Annotated in this window: 14 protein-coding genes and 1 pseudogene; 8 read left to right on the top strand and 7 right to left on the bottom strand. The window is 68.4% G+C overall.

What is annotated here, in order from left to right; all coding sequences use genetic code 11:
* Both ABY44_RS04190 and ABY44_RS04185 read right to left on the bottom strand, forming a co-directional pair.
* Positions 1–197: pseudogene (locus tag ABY44_RS04190) on the bottom strand (hypothetical protein); the annotation flags it as partial.
* A gap of 13 nt (positions 198–210) precedes the next feature.
* A complete protein-coding gene (locus tag ABY44_RS04185; RefSeq protein ID WP_027790369.1) occupies positions 211–537 on the bottom strand; it encodes a hypothetical protein in 327 nt (108 codons plus the stop codon).
* A 502-nt stretch (positions 538–1,039) separates the two neighbouring features.
* Here ABY44_RS04185 and ABY44_RS04180 point away from each other — a divergent pair.
* Genes ABY44_RS04180 through ABY44_RS04170 form a run of 3 tightly spaced genes read left to right on the top strand, consistent with a single transcriptional unit; the run spans position 1,040 to position 3,653 of the window.
* Positions 1,040–2,461: a cytochrome ubiquinol oxidase subunit I gene (locus ABY44_RS04180; RefSeq protein WP_060174005.1), complete on the top strand. Its 1,422-nt coding sequence runs from the start codon at positions 1,040–1,042 to the stop codon at positions 2,459–2,461.
* A 30-nt stretch (positions 2,462–2,491) separates the two neighbouring features.
* Positions 2,492–3,499 (top strand): cytochrome d ubiquinol oxidase subunit II, encoded by a 1,008-nt coding sequence (gene cydB, locus ABY44_RS04175; protein ID WP_027790367.1) that lies wholly within the window; start codon positions 2,492–2,494, stop codon positions 3,497–3,499.
* Positions 3,471–3,653, top strand: coding sequence for a hypothetical protein (locus ABY44_RS04170; protein ID WP_027790366.1), 183 nt, complete (start codon positions 3,471–3,473; stop codon positions 3,651–3,653). The genes cydB and ABY44_RS04170 overlap by 29 nt, the downstream gene beginning before the upstream one ends.
* Positions 3,654–3,797: 144 nt before the next feature.
* Here ABY44_RS04170 and ABY44_RS04165 read toward each other — a convergent pair whose 3' ends face one another.
* Positions 3,798–4,493 carry a hypothetical protein gene (locus ABY44_RS04165; protein ID WP_060174006.1) on the bottom strand — a complete coding sequence of 232 codons (696 nt, stop codon included), beginning with the start codon at positions 4,491–4,493 and terminating at the stop codon, positions 3,798–3,800.
* A gap of 100 nt (positions 4,494–4,593) precedes the next feature.
* On the opposite strand from ABY44_RS04165, the gene ABY44_RS04160 reads away from it, so the two are divergent.
* Entirely contained in the window at positions 4,594–5,499 is a 906-nt protein-coding gene (locus tag ABY44_RS04160) for a LysR substrate-binding domain-containing protein (protein ID WP_060174007.1), read from the top strand.
* A 76-nt stretch (positions 5,500–5,575) separates the two neighbouring features.
* On the opposite strand, the gene ABY44_RS04155 is transcribed toward ABY44_RS04160, so the two are convergent.
* Positions 5,576–5,770 (bottom strand): YqaE/Pmp3 family membrane protein, encoded by a 195-nt coding sequence (locus tag ABY44_RS04155; protein ID WP_059684201.1) that lies wholly within the window; start codon positions 5,768–5,770, stop codon positions 5,576–5,578.
* Between the two features lie 154 nt (positions 5,771–5,924).
* Between ABY44_RS04155 and ABY44_RS04150 the strand changes: the two genes are divergently transcribed.
* Positions 5,925–7,061 (top strand): hypothetical protein, encoded by a 1,137-nt coding sequence (locus ABY44_RS04150; protein ID WP_060174008.1) that lies wholly within the window; start codon positions 5,925–5,927, stop codon positions 7,059–7,061.
* 90 nt (positions 7,062–7,151) lie between these two features.
* On the opposite strand, the gene ABY44_RS04145 is transcribed toward ABY44_RS04150, so the two are convergent.
* Positions 7,152–8,825, bottom strand: coding sequence for an alkaline phosphatase family protein (locus ABY44_RS04145; protein ID WP_414143097.1), 1,674 nt, complete (start codon positions 8,823–8,825; stop codon positions 7,152–7,154).
* A gap of 316 nt (positions 8,826–9,141) precedes the next feature.
* Between ABY44_RS04145 and ABY44_RS04140 the strand changes: the two genes are divergently transcribed.
* A complete protein-coding gene (locus ABY44_RS04140; protein ID WP_027790361.1) occupies positions 9,142–9,366 on the top strand; it encodes a hypothetical protein in 225 nt (74 codons plus the stop codon).
* Positions 9,367–9,425: 59 nt separating this feature from the next.
* On the opposite strand, the gene ABY44_RS04135 is transcribed toward ABY44_RS04140, so the two are convergent.
* Complete coding sequence (locus ABY44_RS04135) at positions 9,426–13,208, bottom strand: DUF748 domain-containing protein (RefSeq protein ID WP_060174010.1); 3,783 nt, start codon at positions 13,206–13,208, stop codon at positions 9,426–9,428.
* 147 nt (positions 13,209–13,355) lie between these two features.
* Positions 13,356–14,792, bottom strand: coding sequence for a DUF1254 domain-containing protein (locus ABY44_RS04130; RefSeq protein WP_060174011.1), 1,437 nt, complete (start codon positions 14,790–14,792; stop codon positions 13,356–13,358).
* Between the two features lie 452 nt (positions 14,793–15,244).
* Between ABY44_RS04130 and ABY44_RS04125 the strand changes: the two genes are divergently transcribed.
* Together ABY44_RS04125 and ABY44_RS04120 are read left to right on the top strand one after the other, a co-directional pair.
* Positions 15,245–15,568, top strand: a complete 324-nt coding sequence (locus ABY44_RS04125; RefSeq protein ID WP_060060997.1) for a type II toxin-antitoxin system HicB family antitoxin — start codon at positions 15,245–15,247, stop codon at positions 15,566–15,568.
* 184 nt (positions 15,569–15,752) lie between these two features.
* Complete coding sequence (locus ABY44_RS04120) at positions 15,753–18,839, top strand: heavy metal translocating P-type ATPase (RefSeq protein ID WP_081072783.1); 3,087 nt, start codon at positions 15,753–15,755, stop codon at positions 18,837–18,839.
* The last annotated feature ends 95 nt before the right edge of the window (positions 18,840–18,934 follow it).

The following is an 18,934-nucleotide window of genomic DNA, read 5'->3' as shown; positions in this document are numbered from 1 at the left end:
CCGGCACTCACGCCGCCCGATTGCTCGAACGCGTATTGACGGCAGTTCGCATCGTCGGCACGGAACTGGTCGAACGACTTGCCGGTGCCGGGCAGCGCCATCACGCTCGGCCCGGTCGGCATGTACGCGCACGCGCCGAGCAGGCCGGCCAGCGCCAGCGCGGCCGGCACGCGCAGTGGTCGAAACAGGGATTTCATCGTCGCGCCTCCGTCACTGAGGCCGTGCCGGCACCGATCGCCAGCCCGACTTGCAGGTCTTCACATGCGGGTAGTAATGCTTCGACGCGTCGCAGTAGTACCAGACGTTCGCGTCGCCGTCGTCCTGCGGCTGACCTTTCTCGACGTACTCGGGCGGCGGCCCCGGGTCGACGGGTACCGCGACGACGGGCGGCGGGTAGTAATAAGGCGCAGGGACGACGGGGTAGTAATACGGGTAGCCGGGGCCGACATAGACCCCGACCCGGGCGGCATGCGCCACGCCGCCCGTCGCGATCGCCACTGCGGCCACCGCGCCCAGTGCGAGCTTCAATCCATTCACGTCACGTTCTCCGGCTGGCGGTTCGTCGATGCGAACCCGACATACCGAACGCTACGCCGCGCGCGATCCGTCATCCATTACGGGCGCACGCGCCAATGTTGCGCGGCGTTACCGATGTGACAGACCCCATCACCCGCGGCCCGCCGGCACGAGCGGGTGCGTTACGCGATAACGCACCGCAACGGTTCGGCCGCGCGCGGGCGCCGAGGGGTGCGGTGTCCCGCAGCGTTCGCGCCCGGATCGAACCGTTCCGATGACGCGACGCGCCATATTGACGCACGTGCGTCAGACCGCCACGCCGCGGCCGCGCGCGCCGCAAGCAGCCTTCTTGATACGAATCAACGATTTACCCCGGAATCGCGCGCGCCGGGCTGGACATCTGCGACGAGTTGGCGCATTTCGCGGTGCAACATCGCGGCCCATACTCCAGCCAACCCCGACGCCCGTCCGCCGGGGTCCGCCGGCACCCGCCGGCGGGTATCGTCAGCCTCGGTCAACTGGTATGGACACCGCTCTTTCGGCCCTCGATCTGGCCCGCCTGCAATTCGCGTTCACCGTCTCCTTTCACATCGTCTTTCCGGCGCTGAGCATCGGCCTCGCCAGCTTCATCGCCGTCCTCGAATATCGCTGGCTGAAAACCGGCAAGCAGTACTACAAAACCCTCTGCCTGTTCTGGTCGAAGATCTTCGCGGTCGCGTTCGGGATGGGCGTCGTTTCCGGCGTCGTGATGAGCTACCAGTTCGGCACGAACTGGTCGGGCTTCTCGAGCTTCGCCGGCGCCGTCACCGGGCCGCTGCTGATGTACGAGGTCATGACCGCGTTCTTCCTCGAGGCCGGCTTCCTCGGCATCATGCTGTTCGGCTGGAACCGCGTGAGCCCGCGCGCGCACTTCGGCGCGACGCTGATGGTCGCGATCGGCACGCTGATCTCGACGTTCTGGATTCTCGCGTCGAACAGCTGGATGCAGACGCCGCAGGGCTTCGAGATCGTCGACGGCCGCGTCGTGCCGACCGACTGGTTCGCGATCATCTTCAACCCGTCGTTCCCGTACCGCCTGTTCCACATGGCGATCGCCGCGTTCATCGTCGCCGCGCTGGTGGTGGCCGCGACGGGCGCATGGCACCTGCTGAAGGGCCGCCGCGACAAGGGCGTGAAGAAGATGTTCTCGATGGCGCTGTGGCTGCTGCTCGTGCTAGCGCCGCTGCAGGCCGTGATCGGCGACCAGCACGGCATCAACACGCTGAAGCACCAGCCCGCGAAGATCGCCGCGATCGAAGGGCTGTGGGAAACCGAGAAGGGCGGCACCGCGCTCAACCTGTTCGGCATCCCGGACATGAAGGCGGAAACGACCCGCTACGCGGTGAAGGTGCCGCACCTCGGCAGCCTGATCCTCACGCACAGCTGGGACGGCGAGATCCGCGGGCTGAAGGAATTCCCGCCGGAAGACCGCCCGAACTCGACGGTCGTGTTCTGGAGCTTCCGGATCATGGTCGGCCTCGGCATCGCGATGATCGGCCTCGCCGCGCTCGCGTGGCTCCTGCGCCGCCGCGGCAGCCTGTATGAATCGAAGTGGTTCCAGCGCTTCGCGCTCGTGATGGGCCCGACCGGCTTCGTGTCGCTGCTCGCGGGCTGGGTCACGACCGAAGCGGGCCGCCAGCCGTGGGTCGTGTATGGCGTGATGCGCACCGCGCATGCGGTGTCGCCGCTGTCGGTGCAGCAGGTCAGCCTGTCGATGATGACGTTCGTGATCGTGTACTTCCTCGTGTTCGGCACCGGCGTGTACTACATGCTGAAGCTGATGAAGGCCGGCCCCGCGCTGCCCGACGTGAAGCACGACCCGAAACACGACATGCCCGACACGCGCCCCGATCACACCGCGCGCCGCCCGATGTCGGCCGTCGACGAGCTGATCGAGACCGTCTGAGCCCACCCCATTCCGCACACGAGAAAACCTATGGACGTCACCGTAATCTGGGCCGCGATCATCGCATTGGGGCTCTTCATGTACGTCGTGCTCGACGGCTTCGACCTCGGCATCGGCATCGTCTTCCCGTTCTTTCCGGACGAGAAGGAACGCGACCTGATGATGAACACGGTCGCGCCCGTGTGGGACGGCAACGAGACGTGGCTCGTGCTCGGCGGTGCCGGGCTGTTCGCGGTGTTCCCGGTCGTCTATTCGACCGTGCTGTCGGCGCTGTACCTGCCGCTGATCTTCATGCTGGTGTGCCTGATCTTCCGCGGCGTGTCGTTCGAGATCCGCGCGAAGGCGCGGCGCACGAAGCAGCTGTGGGATCTGGCGTTCATCGGCGGCTCGGCCGGCGCGACGCTGTTCCAGGGGATCGCGCTCGGCGCGTTCCTGCAGGGCATCAACGTGAAGGACGGCGTGTTCGCGGGCGATGCCTTCGACTGGCTCACGCCGTTCAGCCTGCTGACCGGCCTCGGCCTGATCGTGACCTACGCGCTGCTCGGCTGCTGCTGGCTCGTCGCGAAGACGGAAGGCGACCTGCAGCGGCGCCTCCATCGCGTCGTGTGGCCGCTGACGCTCGTGCTGCTCGGCTTCATCGCGGTCGTCAGCCTGTGGACGCCGCTGCAGGATCCGGCCATCGCGCAGCGCTGGTTCGATTCGGGGCTGTTCTGGCGCCTGCTGCCGGTGCCGTTCCTGGTCGCGGCGTGCGCGGTATGGATGCGCCGCGCGGTGCGCGACCGGCATGACATGACGCCGTTCGTGCTCGCGCTGGCGCTCGTGCTGCTCGGCTACGTCGGCCTGCTCGTCACGCTGTTCCCGTATGCGATTCCTCAGACGATGACGATCTGGGAAGCCGCGGCGCCGCGCTCCAGCCAGACCTTCACACTGGTCGGCGCAGCGGTTATCCTCCCGATCATCATCGCCTACACGACGATGGGTTACTGGGTATTCCGAGGCAAGGTGCGCCATGAAGACCAGCATTACTACCACCACTGATTCCGCCGAACACTCCGCCGCGGCGGCCCCCCGGCCGCGGATGCGCGGCTGGATGTGGTTCGTCGTCCTGTGGGCCGGCGGCGTGATCGGCGCCGTCACGCTCGGTTACGCGTTCAAGATCTTCATGAACCTGACGCTGTTCGCGGTGAAGTAGGCTCCTTCCGCGTTGCACGCCGGGGCGCATGCCGGGCCCGTTCCGCGCAATCCGCCTCCGGCGCGCCACCGTCGCCGCCGGCACGCCGCCGTGGCGATCCTCCTCCCCGGCATTCACGCTTTCACGCGCCGGCGCGCACCCCGCTCACCGCTCGCACTTCGTCGCGCACATCGCCTTGTCCACCTCCGCGAAGAACGCCTGGTAGTACTCGGGCTCCATGACGGTCTTGGTACGCGAATCGCCGGCGCTGTCCCACACCGTACGATCGAATCGCGCCCGCACGATCGCGACGTGCGCGTCCCGCCCCGCCCGAACCGTCACGATCGCGGCCACGCGTTCATGATCGGGCTTCGTCGGCAGCATCCCGATGCGCGCCTTCAGCGCGCCGCGCAGCAGCTGACGCCACTTCGGGATCAGCGTGCCGCTGCGCCCCGCTTCCACCAGCCCCGAATCGCGATCGACCGTCACCGGCGCATAACCCTGTGCGCGCAGCGCGCCGGCCACCGCGTCGAGCGCGCGCGCCTGCGTCGCGTCCGCATAGCGGCGGTCGCTGAGCATGCGCAGCGTCTGCTGCTCGGCATCGGTCAGGTCGACTTCGGTCTGGCTCGAGCTGTAGCGCACCAGCGATCCGCCGTTGCCGATCTGCCGCTCGTTGTCGGCTTTCGTCGCGCATCCGGTCAGCGCCGCGAACAGTCCGGCACAGGCGAGCGCCAGCGCGCCGCGGCCGCGCACGGGCGGCACCGCGGCCGGGCGGTTCGTCGCACGACGTGCCGCGCGCCGGACGCGAAGACGGTGGCGAAATCCGGTTGCCCGGGCGTCGGGTGGCGATATGATCGTCATCGGGGCGTTCTCTCCTGTCGGCGCCATGATAGGGAGGCGCCCCGGCCGCCACAAACGACATTTTTTGACCCACTGTGTAGCTTTTCTTCGCGATCTCACGATGCGCCGATTGCCGCCCCTGAATGCGCTGCGCAGCTTCGAAGCTGCCGGCCGCCTGCAGAGCCTCACCCTCGCCGCCGACGAACTGAACGTGACCCAGAGCGCGGTCGCGCAGCAGATCCGCGTGCTCGAATCGTTCTTCGGGCAGAAGCTGTTCGAACGCGACGGGCGCTCGTTGCGGCTCACGCCGCGCGCGCGGCATTACCTCGTCGACGTCGCGAGCTGCCTCGGCCGGCTCGCGCAGGCCACGGGCCAGATGCTCGAACCGGTCGGCGGCCATCCGGTGCGGATCAACACGTCGGTGTCGTTCGCGCATGGATGGTTGCTCACGCAACTGGCCGCATTCCAGGCCGGGCATCCGGATATCGACGTGCAACTCGTCACGACGCCCGACACCGAACGCGACCAGTTCGACGAAACCTGCGACATCGTCATCCGCCGCTATACGCCGGAGCTGCGCCGCAAGGGGTTCGTGTCGCGGCCGCTGCTCGCGACCGTGGCGGTGCCGGTGTGCGCGCCCGGCCACCCGGTGCTCGATGACGCGCGCACGCCGGCCGACCTGCGCAACGCGCCGCTGCTGCATTACGCGGGCTTGCCGCAGGCATGGCAATACTGGTTCCACCAGGCGGGCTCGGTCGTCACCGAGACGCTGCGCGGGCCGTTCTATCGCGAGTTCTTCCTGATGACCAAGGCTGCCGCGAGCGGGCTCGGCGTGTGCCTCGCGCCGCGCGCGGTCGTGCGCGACGATCTCGAGCATGGGCGGCTCGTCGCACTGTTTCCGGAAGTCCACCTGGAAGGGCCGCCGTTTCACTGCCTGTATCGCGACGGCGGCGATGCGTCGCTGCGCACGTTCGTCGACTGGCTGTTCGCGCGGGCGGAGGCGCTGGAAGGGGCGCCGCCGGGATAGCCGGCGACGCGCACGGAACTCGCCGCTTCCGCTGCCGGATCGACGAAGCCCGGTATACGGGGAATCGCCCGGGCGCTTACTTTTGCCCGCGCAGCGCCGCTTCGATCTTGCGATCGGTCTTGTACTGGCTCAGCGCATACACCGACCAGATCGCGGCCGGCAGCCAGCCGATGATCGTGATTTGCAGGATCAGGCAGATGATCCCGGCGATCGGGCGGCCGATCGTGAAGAACTGGAACCACGGCAGCAGCAGGGCAAGCAGAAGGCGCATGAACAAACCTCTCGGTGCGTCGTTGAACGGGTGATGCGTGGCGAATATGCCGGTACGGGCGACAGAATTCAAGCCGTTCGTCGCGATACCCGCCTGCTACACTCGCGCGTCGTCGAACGAAGCACGACGAGAACAACAACGGAGAAAGAGGGCAATGAACACCCCGTCGTCACACCACGGCCACGAGCCGCCCGCCATCACGCCCCCGAAGAAGGCCCGGCGCCGCTGCGCGGCCGTCGCACTCGCCGCGCTCACCGCCGTCGGCGTCGCGCACGCCGAAACGAAGCCGACGACGCGCTACGCGATCAACCTGACCGGCGACAGCGGCAGCGAAATACCGCTGAGCAGCGAGCCCTACAGCTGGACCACGCACGACGGCAAGGTGCTGTCCCAAGGCGTGACCGATGACAAGGGGCATGCCGCCGTCGCACGGCAGGCGGGCGAGACGCACTATGTGCTGGAGACCGTCAACACCCGCTGGATCTACACGGTCGACAACGCGTGCTGGGCGCGCCGCGACGCCGCCTTCGCCCGCTGCGCGAAACTGACCGACGCCGTCAACCTGGTCGCGCAGCGCATGGCCGACGACACGCGCGACGAGCAGGCCGCGGCCGCCCGGCGCCGCGATGCCGCGCTCGCCCGTTACCGCGCGGCCGCGGCGGCCAACGACGACGAACTCGTGTGGCTGGGCCCGCTGCCTGCCGAATGGTCGAGGGACGACGTCCAGAAACAGCTCGACGACGTGTACGGCAAGATCAAGCACGAACTCGACAATCTCGGCGATGCCGACATCGACGTGTCCCGCTTCGTGTGCAGGTCGCCCGACCAGATCGGCCCGGCTCCGGACCAGCAGGCCGTGATCGACTACATGAGCAGCCTGCGCGAACCGGGCTCGACGACGCCCGCGCAGTGGACGGCGCTCGTCGAGGCCGCGCGCAAGGGCAACTGGCTCGCGCGGCTGCAGATCTTCGTCGCGCTCGGCTCGCGCCCGAAGGACGACCTCGTGTCGGTCTACCGCCGTATCCAGCTGATGGGGTGGCTGCAGGCGAACCACGTCGGTGCGCTGTACACCTACTATCTGGGCGAACTCGCCGCAACCGGCTATTTCGAAGGGCCCGGCCCCGGCGCCACGTCGCCGATTCCGTTGTATGCGGCGATGCACGGCAGTTATGCGGCGATGAAACGCGCGGGCGATTCGCTCATGGCGCGGGACGAGCCGGACGTACAGGCGATCGGCAAGCGCATGCACGATTGCGCGCTGCAGATGATGCCGGTGCTGTTCGCGAAGTAGACGCGGGCAGCACCTCGCGCGGCATCTCACGCGACACACAGGCCGCCCGCCGCGCGGCCGGCGGCGGGCAGTCCTGCGGCGTCGCGTCGCTCAGCGACCGATACCGAGCCCCGGCAGCACGCCGGTATTCTCGGCCACCACCGCATGCAGCAGGCGCGGGTCGGCACCGAGCAGCCCGAGGATCGTCGGCGCGACCTGCTTCGTGCCGACCGTGTCGGTCACCGTGCGCGCGCGATGCAGGCCCGGATACGACACGAGCAGGCCGAGGTGGCTGTCGTCCGGCGCGTTGCCGCCGTGCTCCTCGTCCTTCTTCGTGCTCGACGTGTAGATCACGCCCGGATTCGGCTGGACGACGATGTCCGGCGTGCGGCCGTTGGCCGGATCGCCGAACCGCTCGGCGAGCGCCGCGCCGTACAGGATGTACGCCTGCGGGCCGTCCGCGCAGATCCCCGGCGCATTGCAGCCCAGGTTCGCCTTCAGCGTCTGCACCACGGCCGTGCGCTGGTTGCGGTCGCGCAGCCAGATCAGGCCGACGTCGTCGGTCTGCACGAAGCCCGTGCCGACCAGGCCCGAACCGTCGTTCAGGTTGCCCGTCTTCGTGTTGTTCTGGCCGAAGTTGCCGTTCGGGTCGAGATAGTTGTTCGCTTCGAGCAGCTTCGTCAGCGTGTCGCCGTTCTTCACGAGCTTCGTGTGATCGGTCGGCGACTGGCCATGCTTCGACGTGACGATCACGGCCGTCGACGAATACAGGTTCGCCTGCTTCAGCGCCTCGACGACATGGCCGATCGCGTTGTCGACGTACGTGATCGCGTTCGCGACCTGCCCGTTCGGCGTGAAGTTCGCATCCAGGTAGCCGCCGCCCTTCGTCACCCCCGCCTTCTGCGCGACGCTCAGCGTCTGGAAATCGGCGCCGAACAGCGTCGGCACCGGCGCGCGCTTCGTGCCCGTCGAGTCGCGGCCGTTGATCTGGTTGATCAGCGCCTGCACGTGCAGGTTGTCGAATTGCGCGGTATGCGAATAGACGTCCGTGTAGTCCGTCTGCGTCGCCGGGTCGATCGAGTTGATCTCGGTGCGCGCGAGATCGTCGACGCCGGTGCCCGACGGCCCGTTCAGCCAGTCGTAGCCCCATGCGTGCTTGTCGGCCCACGCGGTGGTCGCGTTCGGGATGCCCGCCTTCACGGCCTCGAACACCGTGTTGGTCTTCACGTAGTTGTGCGGATAGACCGGCACGCACTTGCCGTCGACCTTCGCGTTCGGGATCGCCTGCGGATTGAATGCGCCGCCGCCGTTCAGGTGAACCAGCGCGCCGCCGTTCTCCGCGTCGATGCCGGTCGTCTCGTCGAACACGACGTTCCAGCCCTGCTTGCCCGTGCAGCTCGTGTCGCCCGGCGCGTACAGGTTGCGATCGTACGACACGTCGTAGAACAGGCCGGCCGTCTTCGGCGAGCCGCCGGTCACAAGCGCGGCGAGGCCCGGAAACGAATCCGACAGGCCGGGCGTATAGGCATTCGTGTAGGTCACGCCGCTCTTCGCGAGCACCGCGATATTCGGGCACGTGTTCGCGCCGATGCAGCGCGCGAGATCCTGCTCGTGCAGGCCGTCGACGCTGATCAGCAGCACGTGCTTCACGACGCGGTTCGCGTGGCCGCGGTCCTCGCCCTGACGGTTGCCGTCCTGCTGCGCCGCATGCGCGCCCGCGCCTGCGAGCGCCAGCGCGCCCGCCACCATCCCCACCCACTTCCGCTGCTTCCCAAGGAAAGACATGATCACCCCACCTCATCGATTGACGTTGAACTGCGTGACTTGCCATCAGGCGCGCAAGAATATGGCTGCGCCGTGGGTCGCTCGCATGAAGCGGGGCTTTCTGTTTTCTATCAAACGTAACCAATCGCAAGTGACACGACGCGGTCGCAAACCAGCGTGGCCGGGCGCACGTCGCGGACTCGCGCGCTCACCGGCAAGCACCGCCCCGGTGCATCGGCCACCGTCCGCGGCGTCACCCGCCGCACGATTTTTTTTCCGGCTTGGCGCGCGACTATTGGCGTGTGATAAAGGGTTTTCCCTGACCCGGAGCATGAGTATGTCGACCCTGGAAGCCCTCCGGTTCGTGCTGGACGATGCACGCACCCCCGAAATCATTCGCCACCACGTCGTCGACGCGTTGCAGTACGCGTTGCGCAACTACGGACAGGTGTTCACCGCGAAGGAAGTCGAATGGCTGGCGCAGTGGGACGACGCGCGTCTGCCGCTGGCCGCGAAGAAGGAATTGGGCAAGCGCGAGGAACCGGCGATCGCCGCGCGCTGAAGGCAGCGCGCCGCCGCGCCCGAACGGAGGAACGGACGCGGCGGCGGCGGACGGCCTGCTTACTGCAGGCCGAAATCGACGCGGGTGGTCGCGCCCTTGTCGTCGATGCCCTTCGCATCGAGCTTCGGCGCGACGACGAACACCCGGCTCGAATCGATCTTCCCCTCGAGGTACTGGCGCACGGCCTGCGCGCGCTGCTGCGCGAGCGCACGCAGCGCGTTGTCGTCGGCCGGCGCGTGTTCGGCGAGCGCCTTCTTCATGTCGGCATCGGGCAGCGTCTTCTGCAGGCCGATCAGGTTGCGCGGCTTCTTGAAGTCGGCGGCCTTGTACGCGCGCGTCAGGTACTTGCTGTACTCGGCCGGTTCGACCTTCACCGACATCGGGTCGATGCTCTCGCCCTGCCCGATCACGTCCTTCAGCTTCTGCTGGCGCACCAGCCGCTCGACGTACGCGTCGCCGAGCCCCGACGTGTCCTTTGCCGGGTCGACGCGGCCGATCAGGTCGAGGCGGATCGACGGCTTCTCGGTCAGCATCTTCACGACGGTATCGAGCTTCTTCTGCTGCGCGTCGTCGAGCTGGTACGAGCCCGGCGCGAATTCGACGTAGCCGAGATCCTCGCCGCCGCTGCCGAACGCATGCGCGAGCAGCGAGAACGGCGACGTGACGGCCTTCGCGATCAGGTTCAGCACCGCGCGCCAGATCAGCCCGCCGACACTGAACTCGGGGTTCGACAGCGAGCCCGACACCGGCAGGTTCACGTCGATCTGGCCGCGCGTGTTCTTCAGCAGCGAAATCGCGAGCTTCACCGGCAGCCTGGTCGCCGTGTCGTTCTCCACATGGTCGCCGAACGTGAGCTGGTCGATGAAGATGTGGTTGTTCGCCTTCAGCTGGTCGTTCGCGAGCTCGTAATGCAGGTCGACGTTGAGCTTGCCCTTCGTGATCGGGTAGCCCGCGTACTTCGCCGAATACGGCGTCAGGTTGGTCAGCTCGATGTCGTGCGCGGTCGCGGTGAGGTCGAGCGCCGGTTTCTCGATCAGCGGGTTCACCGAACCCTTGATCGAGATCGGCCCGTTGCCCGCGAGGTTCGCGGCGACGTCGACCGGCGCGGAGGTCGTCGAATCCGTGCCGAACGCGCCGACCGTGCCCTTGATCGCGACCAGGTTCGCCGTGTAGTTAGGCTTGATGAAGTTGTCGGTGTAGGTGACGCGGCCGTTCTGCAGCAGCAACTCGCCGAAATGCATCCGCACCGGGTTCTGCGGCGGCTGCGCGGCCTTCACGACCACCGTCGCCGACGCGGCGGCCGGCGCGGACGCCTGCTGCGCGGCGGCGGCCGGCGGCGTCACGCCCGGCGACAGCGGCACCGGTTCGCCCTTGCTCGCGTCGCGCGTGAGCGACTGCGCCGGGCCCGTCTCCTTCGCGACCACGTCCTTCAGGTTCAGCCGCCCCTGCGCATCGAGCAGCACGCGGCCGTAGAAGTTCGAGAACGTCACGCGCGCCGCGTCGACGTCGGTGCCTTTCTCGTCGTAGTTCGCCTTCAGGTTCGTCAGCGCAAGCGAGCGCCAGCCCGCGAACGGGTCGGAGGTCGCCTTGTCGAGCATCCGCACGTCGACGAGCGCGACGTCGCCGCGATAGGTCGCGCGCGGTGCGTCCTTCACCTGCGCGAACGTCAGGTTGCCCTGCGCGTTGAGCAGCGCGCTGGCGATCGTCGCGTTCAGCGCGCTGCCGAAGTACGGCTCGAACGCGGCCGCATCGAGGCGGTTGCCGTTGATCTTCAGGCCGAGCTTCAGCGGCTGCGCGGTCACGTCGCCCGTCACGTTCAGCGAGCCCTTGCGGTTCAGCGTCGCCTTCAACTGCACGGGCAGCGGCTTGCTCATGTCGTCGCTGATCTTCTGCACCGACAGGTCCAGCGGCTTGATCGCCAGCTTCACCGGGCGCGGCGTCGACAGGTCGGTGAAGTTCGCGGACGAATCCTTCACGTTCAGCGCATCGATCCGGTAATGCCACGACGGCGCGGCAGCCTCGGCCTTGCGCGCGACCGTGCGCTTCGGCACCGACGCCTGCGCGGGTTCGGCCAGTGCCGCGAGGTCGATCCTGCCGTCCTTCAGGCGCTGCACGTCGAGCGCGAGCCCGCTGGCGTCGACGCTCGCGATCTCCGCGGTGCGCGCGGCAACGTCGACCTTCGCGATCTTCGCGCTCGCGTCGGGCAGCACGATCGCGGGCGCCTTCGCGTCGGGCGTCGCGATCTTCAGCGACTTCAGGCTGACCGTGCTGTCGGCGACCTGCGCGGCGAGCGGCGTCTTGCCCCAGTCGGCCTTCGCGTTGACGGTGGCGCCGAGCGTGCCGTCGAGCACGCGCGCACGCGTGGCCTCGCCGAGGTACGGTTGCAGCGCCGGCAGCGCGAGTGCGGCGACCGTCAGCTTGCTGTCGGCCTGCTTCTCCGCGAGATTGAACGTGCCTTCGGCCGTCACGTCGCCGCCGCGCGACAGCGACGTCGACAGCGTGTATTTCGCGGGGGTCTTGCCCTGCATCGAGAAGCCGTCGAGCGTCGCGGCGAGCTTCGTGAGCGACAGCGCGGTCGGCGTTGCCGGCACGCGGTCGTCGACGTTGACGGTGCCGCCGTCGATCGCGAAATGGCGGATCGTCAGGTCGAGCGGCGGCGCCGCCTTCGCGGCGGCTTCGACCTTTGCGCCGCTGGCGGCGGCTACCGCAGCCGCGGAAGCGGCCGCGGCGCCCGGCGCCGCCGGCTTGCCCTCGGCGGCGCTCGATGCGGCTGCCGGCTGCGCGGCGAGCTTCTCGACGTTCAGCACGCCCTGCTTGTCGCGCGACAGGTCGACCACCGGCTGGTCGATCCGGATCTCGTCGAAGTGCAACGCGTTGCGCAGCGGCTCGAGGCTGGCCGCCGCGACATGCACGCCGCGCGCGGCGAACAGCGGCGCGGACGCGCGGTCCGTCACCTTCGCGTCGTTCAGGTCGACGGTGCCCGATACGCGCAGCGCGGGCGTCTCGCCGCTCATCACGAAATTGACCTTGAGGTCGCTGCTCAGCAGGCCGCTCGTCACGGCCACCGGCAGCTTCGCGGGCACGTACGAGATCAGCTTCGGCACGTCGAGGCCGTCGAATTTCAGCGCGATCTCCGATTCGCGCGACTGCGCGAACGGCTTGGTCTTGCCGTCGATCGCAATCGGGCTGCCGTCGAAGCGCGCGCGCAGCTTCGGCTCGACGAAGATGTCGGTCTTCGATGCCAGCGTCGCGATATACGGAATGCCGAGCGTCCAGTTGTCGACGACGTGCTTTTCGTTCAGCAGGCGGTCGTCGAAATCGATCCGGCCGTTGTTGACCTGGATGTTCGACACCGAGAACTGCGTCGGCTTGCTTTCCGGTTTGGGCGACGGCGTCGAGAATTTCTCGATCAGGTCGGTGAAATTGAAGCGCTGCGCATCGTAGCGGACGATATGGAAGCGCGGCGAGTCGAGGCGGACTTCATTGACGATCGGCGCACCGCGGAACAGCGACGACCACGACGGCCGCACGACGAGCTTCGCGATGTCGATGAAGTCGCCCTGCCCGCCCTTGTCGCCGAGATGGATGCCGTCGGCTTCGAGGTTCAGCGTGTACGGGTTCAGCGCGATGCGCCGGATCGTGGCGGGGCGGTCGAGCTGCTGGCTCAGTTGCTGTTCGGCGATATGGCGGATCAGCGGCGGCGCCGCGAAGAACCCGAGCAGTCCGAATAAAACGAGGAAGATCAGCAGGCCGAGGCCGATGCGCCGGGTGCGGCGCGAGCGTGCAACGCCACCGAGGGCATGGAGGGTCGAGGATACGGTTTCTTTGTCTGCGCTTGCCATGCTTGAATGCCTCGGGATGGGATGCCGGCCGTACCGGAGAACCGGTCGGCCGCGCACGCTATCCCGAAAGTATAGGCTCAGGAGGTAACGGTACGGGGTTCGGGCGCCGTCGCGCCCGCCGGTCGGACAACGCCGCCGGTCATCCGTTCATTTCCGGACGACGACGGGCGGCATCCACGACCCGTCGCTCGCCTGCGGCTTCGGTGCGTACAGGCGCAACGCGAGTGCGAAATCGGCGCGCGGCGCCGGCAGCCAGTTGCCCGCATGCGTGCCGCCCGGCGACGCCGACACGACGATGTCGATCGACCCGTCGTGATTGCGGCGCAGGCGGTCGCGATCGCCGAGCGAGCGGCGCGCCGACCCGACGTCGGGCAGCGCGCCGTTCGTCGCATACGGCGTGAGCGTCCAGAACGCGCGAACCGGCGGCAGCGCGCCCGGCGCGAAATGCAGCACGTAGCGGTTCGCTCCGTTCAACTGATGGCCGTCGCTGTCGACACGCACGACCGCGAGCGTTTCGTCGTCGCGCGTCGCGGTGCCGAACTGCGTGTAGGCCGCGTACGCGCGCAGCGTGTAGTCCTGGCCGTACTTGCCGGCCGTATCGCCGATCCAGCTCCAGCCGTTCGCGTTCAGCAGGTTCGACGGCGGGGTCGCGAGCCGCGCGCGCGCCTCGGCGACGCCGGCCGTCGCGGCCGCGAGGCGGTCGCCCGTCCACAGCACCGGGTAGCCGGCCGACACGCCGATGTCGCCGAGCAACGCCTGCGCGTGTGCGTCGTCGGCGGGCGCCGGGTTGTCCTGCAGCGCCTGCGCGAAGCGCGCGAAGAACGCCTTCGGGTCGAGCGCGGCCACCTGCTCGGCCGGCGTGCCGCCGCCCACCGCCTCGGACGGCGCGCTGCCCGCATGGACCGCCACCGACGCGCCGCGCGCCGCGCCCGTGTAGACCGACAGCGGCACCACGCGGATCGCGCGCTGCAGTTTCTTCACGTTCGTCAGGTCGCGCCCGCCGCTCGTCTGCAGACGGACTTCGAGCCACGCGTTGGCCGACGGGACGTCGATACGGACCGCCCCCTTCGGCAGCGTGCCCTGCCAATCCTTCGCGGCGAAGGCAATCGTTTGCGATCGCGCGCCGCCGCGTGTGCCGCGTACAGCCACGCTCGACGACGACCACAGCACGTTCGTCCACATGTCGAGCGCACGCGCGTCCCAGTAGCGGCCGCGCGTGTCGGGCAACGTGACGATCACGGGTTCGGCGGCGACGTCGAGCCAGCCGGTCGAGTCGAGCGTGTCGACGCCCGGCAGCGGCGGATTGACCGCGCCGACGGGCGGCAGCGCCTGCGCGTGGCGCAGCGTGTTGAGCGGCGCCTGCCCCGGCTGCGCGCCGTCGCCGCCCGTCGCCGCTTCCTTCGCGACGTCCATCAGCACGAGCGGATACGCGTATACATAGGAGTCGGCGACTTCCGCGCGCATCCAGCCGGTTTTCCGCTGAATGGCATCCGGTTGCGACGCGCACCCCGCAAGCAACGCCGCCATGGCCAGCGACGCGCACACGCGCCGCAGAGAAACTGATTCCTGCTGGTTTTCAATCATCGAGTACTGGCCGAATATCGTTCTTTTCAGTCAACGCCTTGTGCGACGCGCGAATGGCGAAAGCAAGGCACCCCAGCGTGCCCGGATAACCGTTTCGTGACGTTGCGTAACGGTGGGCGCTGATGTCAGGCCGGTATCATAGCGCCTACGGGCATCCCCTAATATGCCGAATAGCTGGCCGAACGCTAGCCGTATTGTCGACAGATGCGAAATAGTTCTGGCGATTTGCAACAAAACAGGGGATATCGGAGCGACACACACTCAAGGCGAAACAATCTCGAGTGCAGGGGACGGTTGGTCGATTGACGAATGGTGTCACTAATGACACCATTCGATGCGGCTAGCGTATGGAAGATCCTCGAACTCATGAGGCGCGAGCCCGCGAACGTGCGATTCAACGATCAGGTGCGACAGGTTCTCGACGCGATCGATCGACTGAAGGAACAGAAATCATGACTCAAGACCACTTTACGTACCGCGTAACGTGGTCCCCGGAGGACGGGGAGCACGTTGGCCTGTGCGCGGAATTCCCGTCTCTTTCGTGGCTCGACGCAACGCCGGAAGGTGCGCTGGCCGGTATTCGCCGGCTGGTCGCCGAGGTCATTCGCGACATGACCGCAAACGGAGAAAAGGTGCCCGAGCCGATCGCCGACCGCACCTACAGCGGTGAATTCAAGGTTCGCATCCCGCCGCAGGCACACCGCGCGCTGGTGATCCAGGCCGCCGAGCAGGGCGTCAGCCTGAATCGTCTCGCGAGCGCCAAGCTCTGCGCCTGATCGCGCAGTCGAGCGCAAAGGCCCGCCCCTCCCGGATGTCGGTCAGGAATCCGGGAGATTGCTTTTTCCGCGTTGTGACACCCTGTGTGCATCGGCATGCGCTGCCACCGCTTGACCTTACCATCATGGGAATGTTGATACTGGTTCCATTCGCGGCACGAGCCGTGCATTCAGGGAATCCGACATGACAGAATCACTTGCCTCCACAGCGCTGCACACGATCGAGCTGAGCGTCGACGGCATGCATTGCGGCGGCTGCACGGGCCGCGTGCAACGGGCGCTGGCCGCGGTGCCGGGCGTCGTCGAGGCGGCGGTCGACCTCGACGCGCACGCGGCGACGGTAACTGCGCAGGAAACCGTCGACGCCGCGCGACTGATCGAGGCGGTCGGCGCAGCCGGCTACGGCGCCTCCGTACGCGCACCAGTGCTCGAAGTCGCCGCCGCCACGCAGGCGCATCCTGTCGAAGCATCACCCACGCCGATGGCCGCAGCCGCTTCGACTGCCGGCCGCCCGCTCCCGGCCACCAGCACCGTCGAACTCGATATCGACGGCATGACCTGCGCGTCCTGCGTGTCGCGCGTCGAGAAGGCGCTGGCGAAGGTGCCTGGCGTCACGCGCGCGTCGGTCAACCTCGCGACCGAACGGGCGACCGTCGATGTCACGGCCGACGTTTCCGCCGCACAACTGGTGGAAACCGTGAAACAGGCCGGCTACGGCGCGACACCGACCGTAACGGATGCAGGCTTTACCGCGCTCGCCCCCTCCTCGCCTGCCGCGCCCGCCAGCATCGAACTCGACATCGACGGCATGACCTGCGCGTCGTGCGTGTCGCGCGTCGAGAAAGCACTGGCGAAGGTGCCGGGCGTCACGCGCGCGTCGGTCAACCTCGCGACCGAACGGGCGACCGTTGATGTCACGCCCGACGTTACCGCCGCCCGGCTCGCCGAAGCCGTCAAACAAGCCGGATACGGCGCGACGCCGGTTGCCGGCGCGGCCATCCCGCCGGCTGCTTCCACCGCCCCCGCCGACCTCGAACTCGACATCGACGGCATGACCTGCGCGTCCTGCGTCGGCCGCGTCGAAAAGGCGCTGGCCGCCGTGCCGGGCGTCGCCCGCGTTGCGGTCAACCTCGCGACCGAGCGCGCATCGGTGCACGGCGCCGGCGCCCTCGACGCCGCCACGCTGATCGCGGCCGTCACCACCGCCGGCTATCGCGCGTCGCTCGCCGACGCGTCGTCAGCCGGCGCCACGGCCGGCGCCGACGGGCAACCGGCCGGTGCCGCGCAGGACCCCGAAACACGCAAGCGCCTCGAAGCGATCCGCGAACGCGATCTCGTGATCTGGTCTGCGGTGCTGAGCGCGCCCCTGATCGCGCCGATGCTCGTCGCGCCGTTCGGCATCCACCTGATGCCGAACGGCTGGGTCCAGCTCGTGCTCGCCTCGATCGTCCAGTTCGGCTTCGGCGCGCGCTTCTATCGCGCGGCCTGGCACGCGGTGAAGGCGCGCACCGGCAACATGGACCTGCTCGTCGCGCTCGGCACGTCGGCCGCGTACGGGCTGAGCCTGTGGATGCTGCTGCGCGGCACCGGCCATTCCGGCCATCTGTATTTCGAGGCGTCGGCCGTCATCGTCACGCTGGTGCGCTTCGGCAAATGGCTCGAATCGCGCGCGAAGCGCCAGACCACCGACGCGATCCGCGCGCTGAACGCGTTGCGCCCCGACCGGGCCCGCGTCGTCGAGCACGGTGTCGAATACGACGTGCCGCTGACGCAGGTGCGTGTCGGCACCCGCGTCAGCATCCGGCCCGGCGAGCGCGTGCCCGTCGACGGCCGGATCGTGTCGGGCCGCTCGCACATCGACGAATCGCTGATCACCGGCGAAAGCCTGCCGGTGCCGAAGGACGATGGCGACCCCGTCACGGCCGGCTCGATCAACGGCGAAGGCGCGCTCGTCGTCGAAACCACCGCGATCGGCGCGGAGACGACGCTCGCGCGCATCATCCGCCTCGTCGAATCCGCGCAGGCCGAGAAAGCGCCGATCCAGCGGCTCGTCGATCGCGTGAGCGAGGTGTTCGTGCCGGCCATCCTCGGCATCGCGGTGCTGACGCTGATCGGCTGGCTGATCGCCGGCGCCGGCACCGAAACCGCGATTCTCAACGCGGTCGCGGTGCTCGTCATCGCGTGCCCGTGCGCGCTCGGCCTCGCGACGCCCGCCGCGATCATGGCCGGCACAGGCGTCGCGGCGCGGCGCGGCGTGCTGATCAAGGATGCGCAGGCGCTCGAACTCGCGCAGCGCACCACCGTGATCGCGTTCGACAAGACCGGCACGCTGACCGAAGGCAAGCCGTCCGTGACGGCGTTCGAAGCCGTCGGCGTGCCGCATGACGAAGCGCTCGCGCTCGCGGCGGCGGTGCAGCGTCAGAGCGACCATCCGCTCGCGCGCGCCGTGGTCGCCGCGCACGACGCCGACGTTGCCGCGCGCGGCAGTGCGGTGCCGCCGGCAAGCACGGCCGATGCGCGCGCGGTGGCGGGACGCGGCGTGGAAGCCCGCGTCGGCGGGCAGTTGCTCGCGCTGGGCAGCACACGCTGGCGCGACGAGCTCGGCATCGCCGTGCCGCCCGCGCTCGACGCCCGCGCGGCGGAGCTCGAACGCGCGGGCAACACGATCTCGTGGCTGATGCGCGCCGATGCGCCGCGCGCGTTGCTCGCGCTGATCGCTTTCGGCGACACCGTGAAGCCGGGCGCCCGCGACGCGATCGCGGCACTGTCGGCGCGCGGCGTCGCGAGCGTGCTCGTGACGGGCGACAACCGTGGCAGCGCGGCGGCCGTCGCGGCGTCGCTCGGCATCGGCGAGGTGCATGCGCAGGTGCTGCCCGACGACAAGGCGCGCGTCGTCGCCGAGCTGAAGCGCACGCACGGCGGAATCGTCGCGATGGTCGGCGACGGGATCAACGATGCGCCCGCGCTTGCCGCGGCCGACGTCGGCATCGCGATGGCCACCGGCACCGACGTCGCGATGCACACGGCCGGCATCACGCTGATGCGCGGCGACCCGGCGCTCGTCGCCGATGCGATCGACATCTCCAGACGCACGTACCGGAAGATCCAGCAGAACCTGTTCTGGGCGTTCGTCTACAACCTGGTCGGCGTGCCGCTCGCGGCGCTCGGCTGGCTGAACCCGGTGATCGCGGGCGCGGCGATGGCGTTTTCCAGCGTCAGCGTCGTGACCAATGCGCTGCTGCTGCGGAGATGGAAAGGGCGCGCGCACTGAGCGGGGGTGGGCGGCGCGTGCAGGACGGTCGAAGGGCCGTTCGGCTGTCGGTGTTTGATGGTCGGGGTCGGTTGCTTGGGGCTTGGGGCTTGGGG

Origin of the sequence: Burkholderia sp. ZZQ-2 (assembly GCF_050768715.1) — a bacterium.
Taxonomy (GTDB): domain Bacteria; phylum Pseudomonadota; class Gammaproteobacteria; order Burkholderiales; family Burkholderiaceae; genus Burkholderia; species Burkholderia cepacia.
This window is presented reverse-complemented; position numbering and strand designations above follow the sequence as displayed.

Coding starts and splice junctions, on each gene's coding strand:
- ABY44_RS04180 (WP_060174005.1), top strand. CDS start 1,040: ATGGACACCGCTCTTTCGGCCCTCGATCTGGCCCGCCTGCAATTCGCG.
- cydB (WP_027790367.1), top strand. CDS start 2,492: ATGGACGTCACCGTAATCTGGGCCGCGATCATCGCATTGGGGCTCTTC.
- ABY44_RS04170 (WP_027790366.1), top strand. CDS start 3,471: ATGAAGACCAGCATTACTACCACCACTGATTCCGCCGAACACTCCGCC.
- ABY44_RS04165 (WP_060174006.1), bottom strand. CDS start 4,493: ATGACGATCATATCGCCACCCGACGCCCGGGCAACCGGATTTCGCCAC.
- ABY44_RS04160 (WP_060174007.1), top strand. CDS start 4,594: ATGCGCCGATTGCCGCCCCTGAATGCGCTGCGCAGCTTCGAAGCTGCC.
- ABY44_RS04155 (WP_059684201.1), bottom strand. CDS start 5,770: ATGCGCCTTCTGCTTGCCCTGCTGCTGCCGTGGTTCCAGTTCTTCACG.
- ABY44_RS04150 (WP_060174008.1), top strand. CDS start 5,925: ATGAACACCCCGTCGTCACACCACGGCCACGAGCCGCCCGCCATCACG.
- ABY44_RS04145 (WP_414143097.1), bottom strand. CDS start 8,825: ATGTCTTTCCTTGGGAAGCAGCGGAAGTGGGTGGGGATGGTGGCGGGC.
- ABY44_RS04140 (WP_027790361.1), top strand. CDS start 9,142: ATGTCGACCCTGGAAGCCCTCCGGTTCGTGCTGGACGATGCACGCACC.
- ABY44_RS04135 (WP_060174010.1), bottom strand. CDS start 13,208: ATGGCAAGCGCAGACAAAGAAACCGTATCCTCGACCCTCCATGCCCTC.
- ABY44_RS04130 (WP_060174011.1), bottom strand. CDS start 14,792: ATGATTGAAAACCAGCAGGAATCAGTTTCTCTGCGGCGCGTGTGCGCG.
- ABY44_RS04125 (WP_060060997.1), top strand. CDS start 15,245: ATGACTCAAGACCACTTTACGTACCGCGTAACGTGGTCCCCGGAGGAC.
- ABY44_RS04120 (WP_081072783.1), top strand. CDS start 15,753: ATGACAGAATCACTTGCCTCCACAGCGCTGCACACGATCGAGCTGAGC.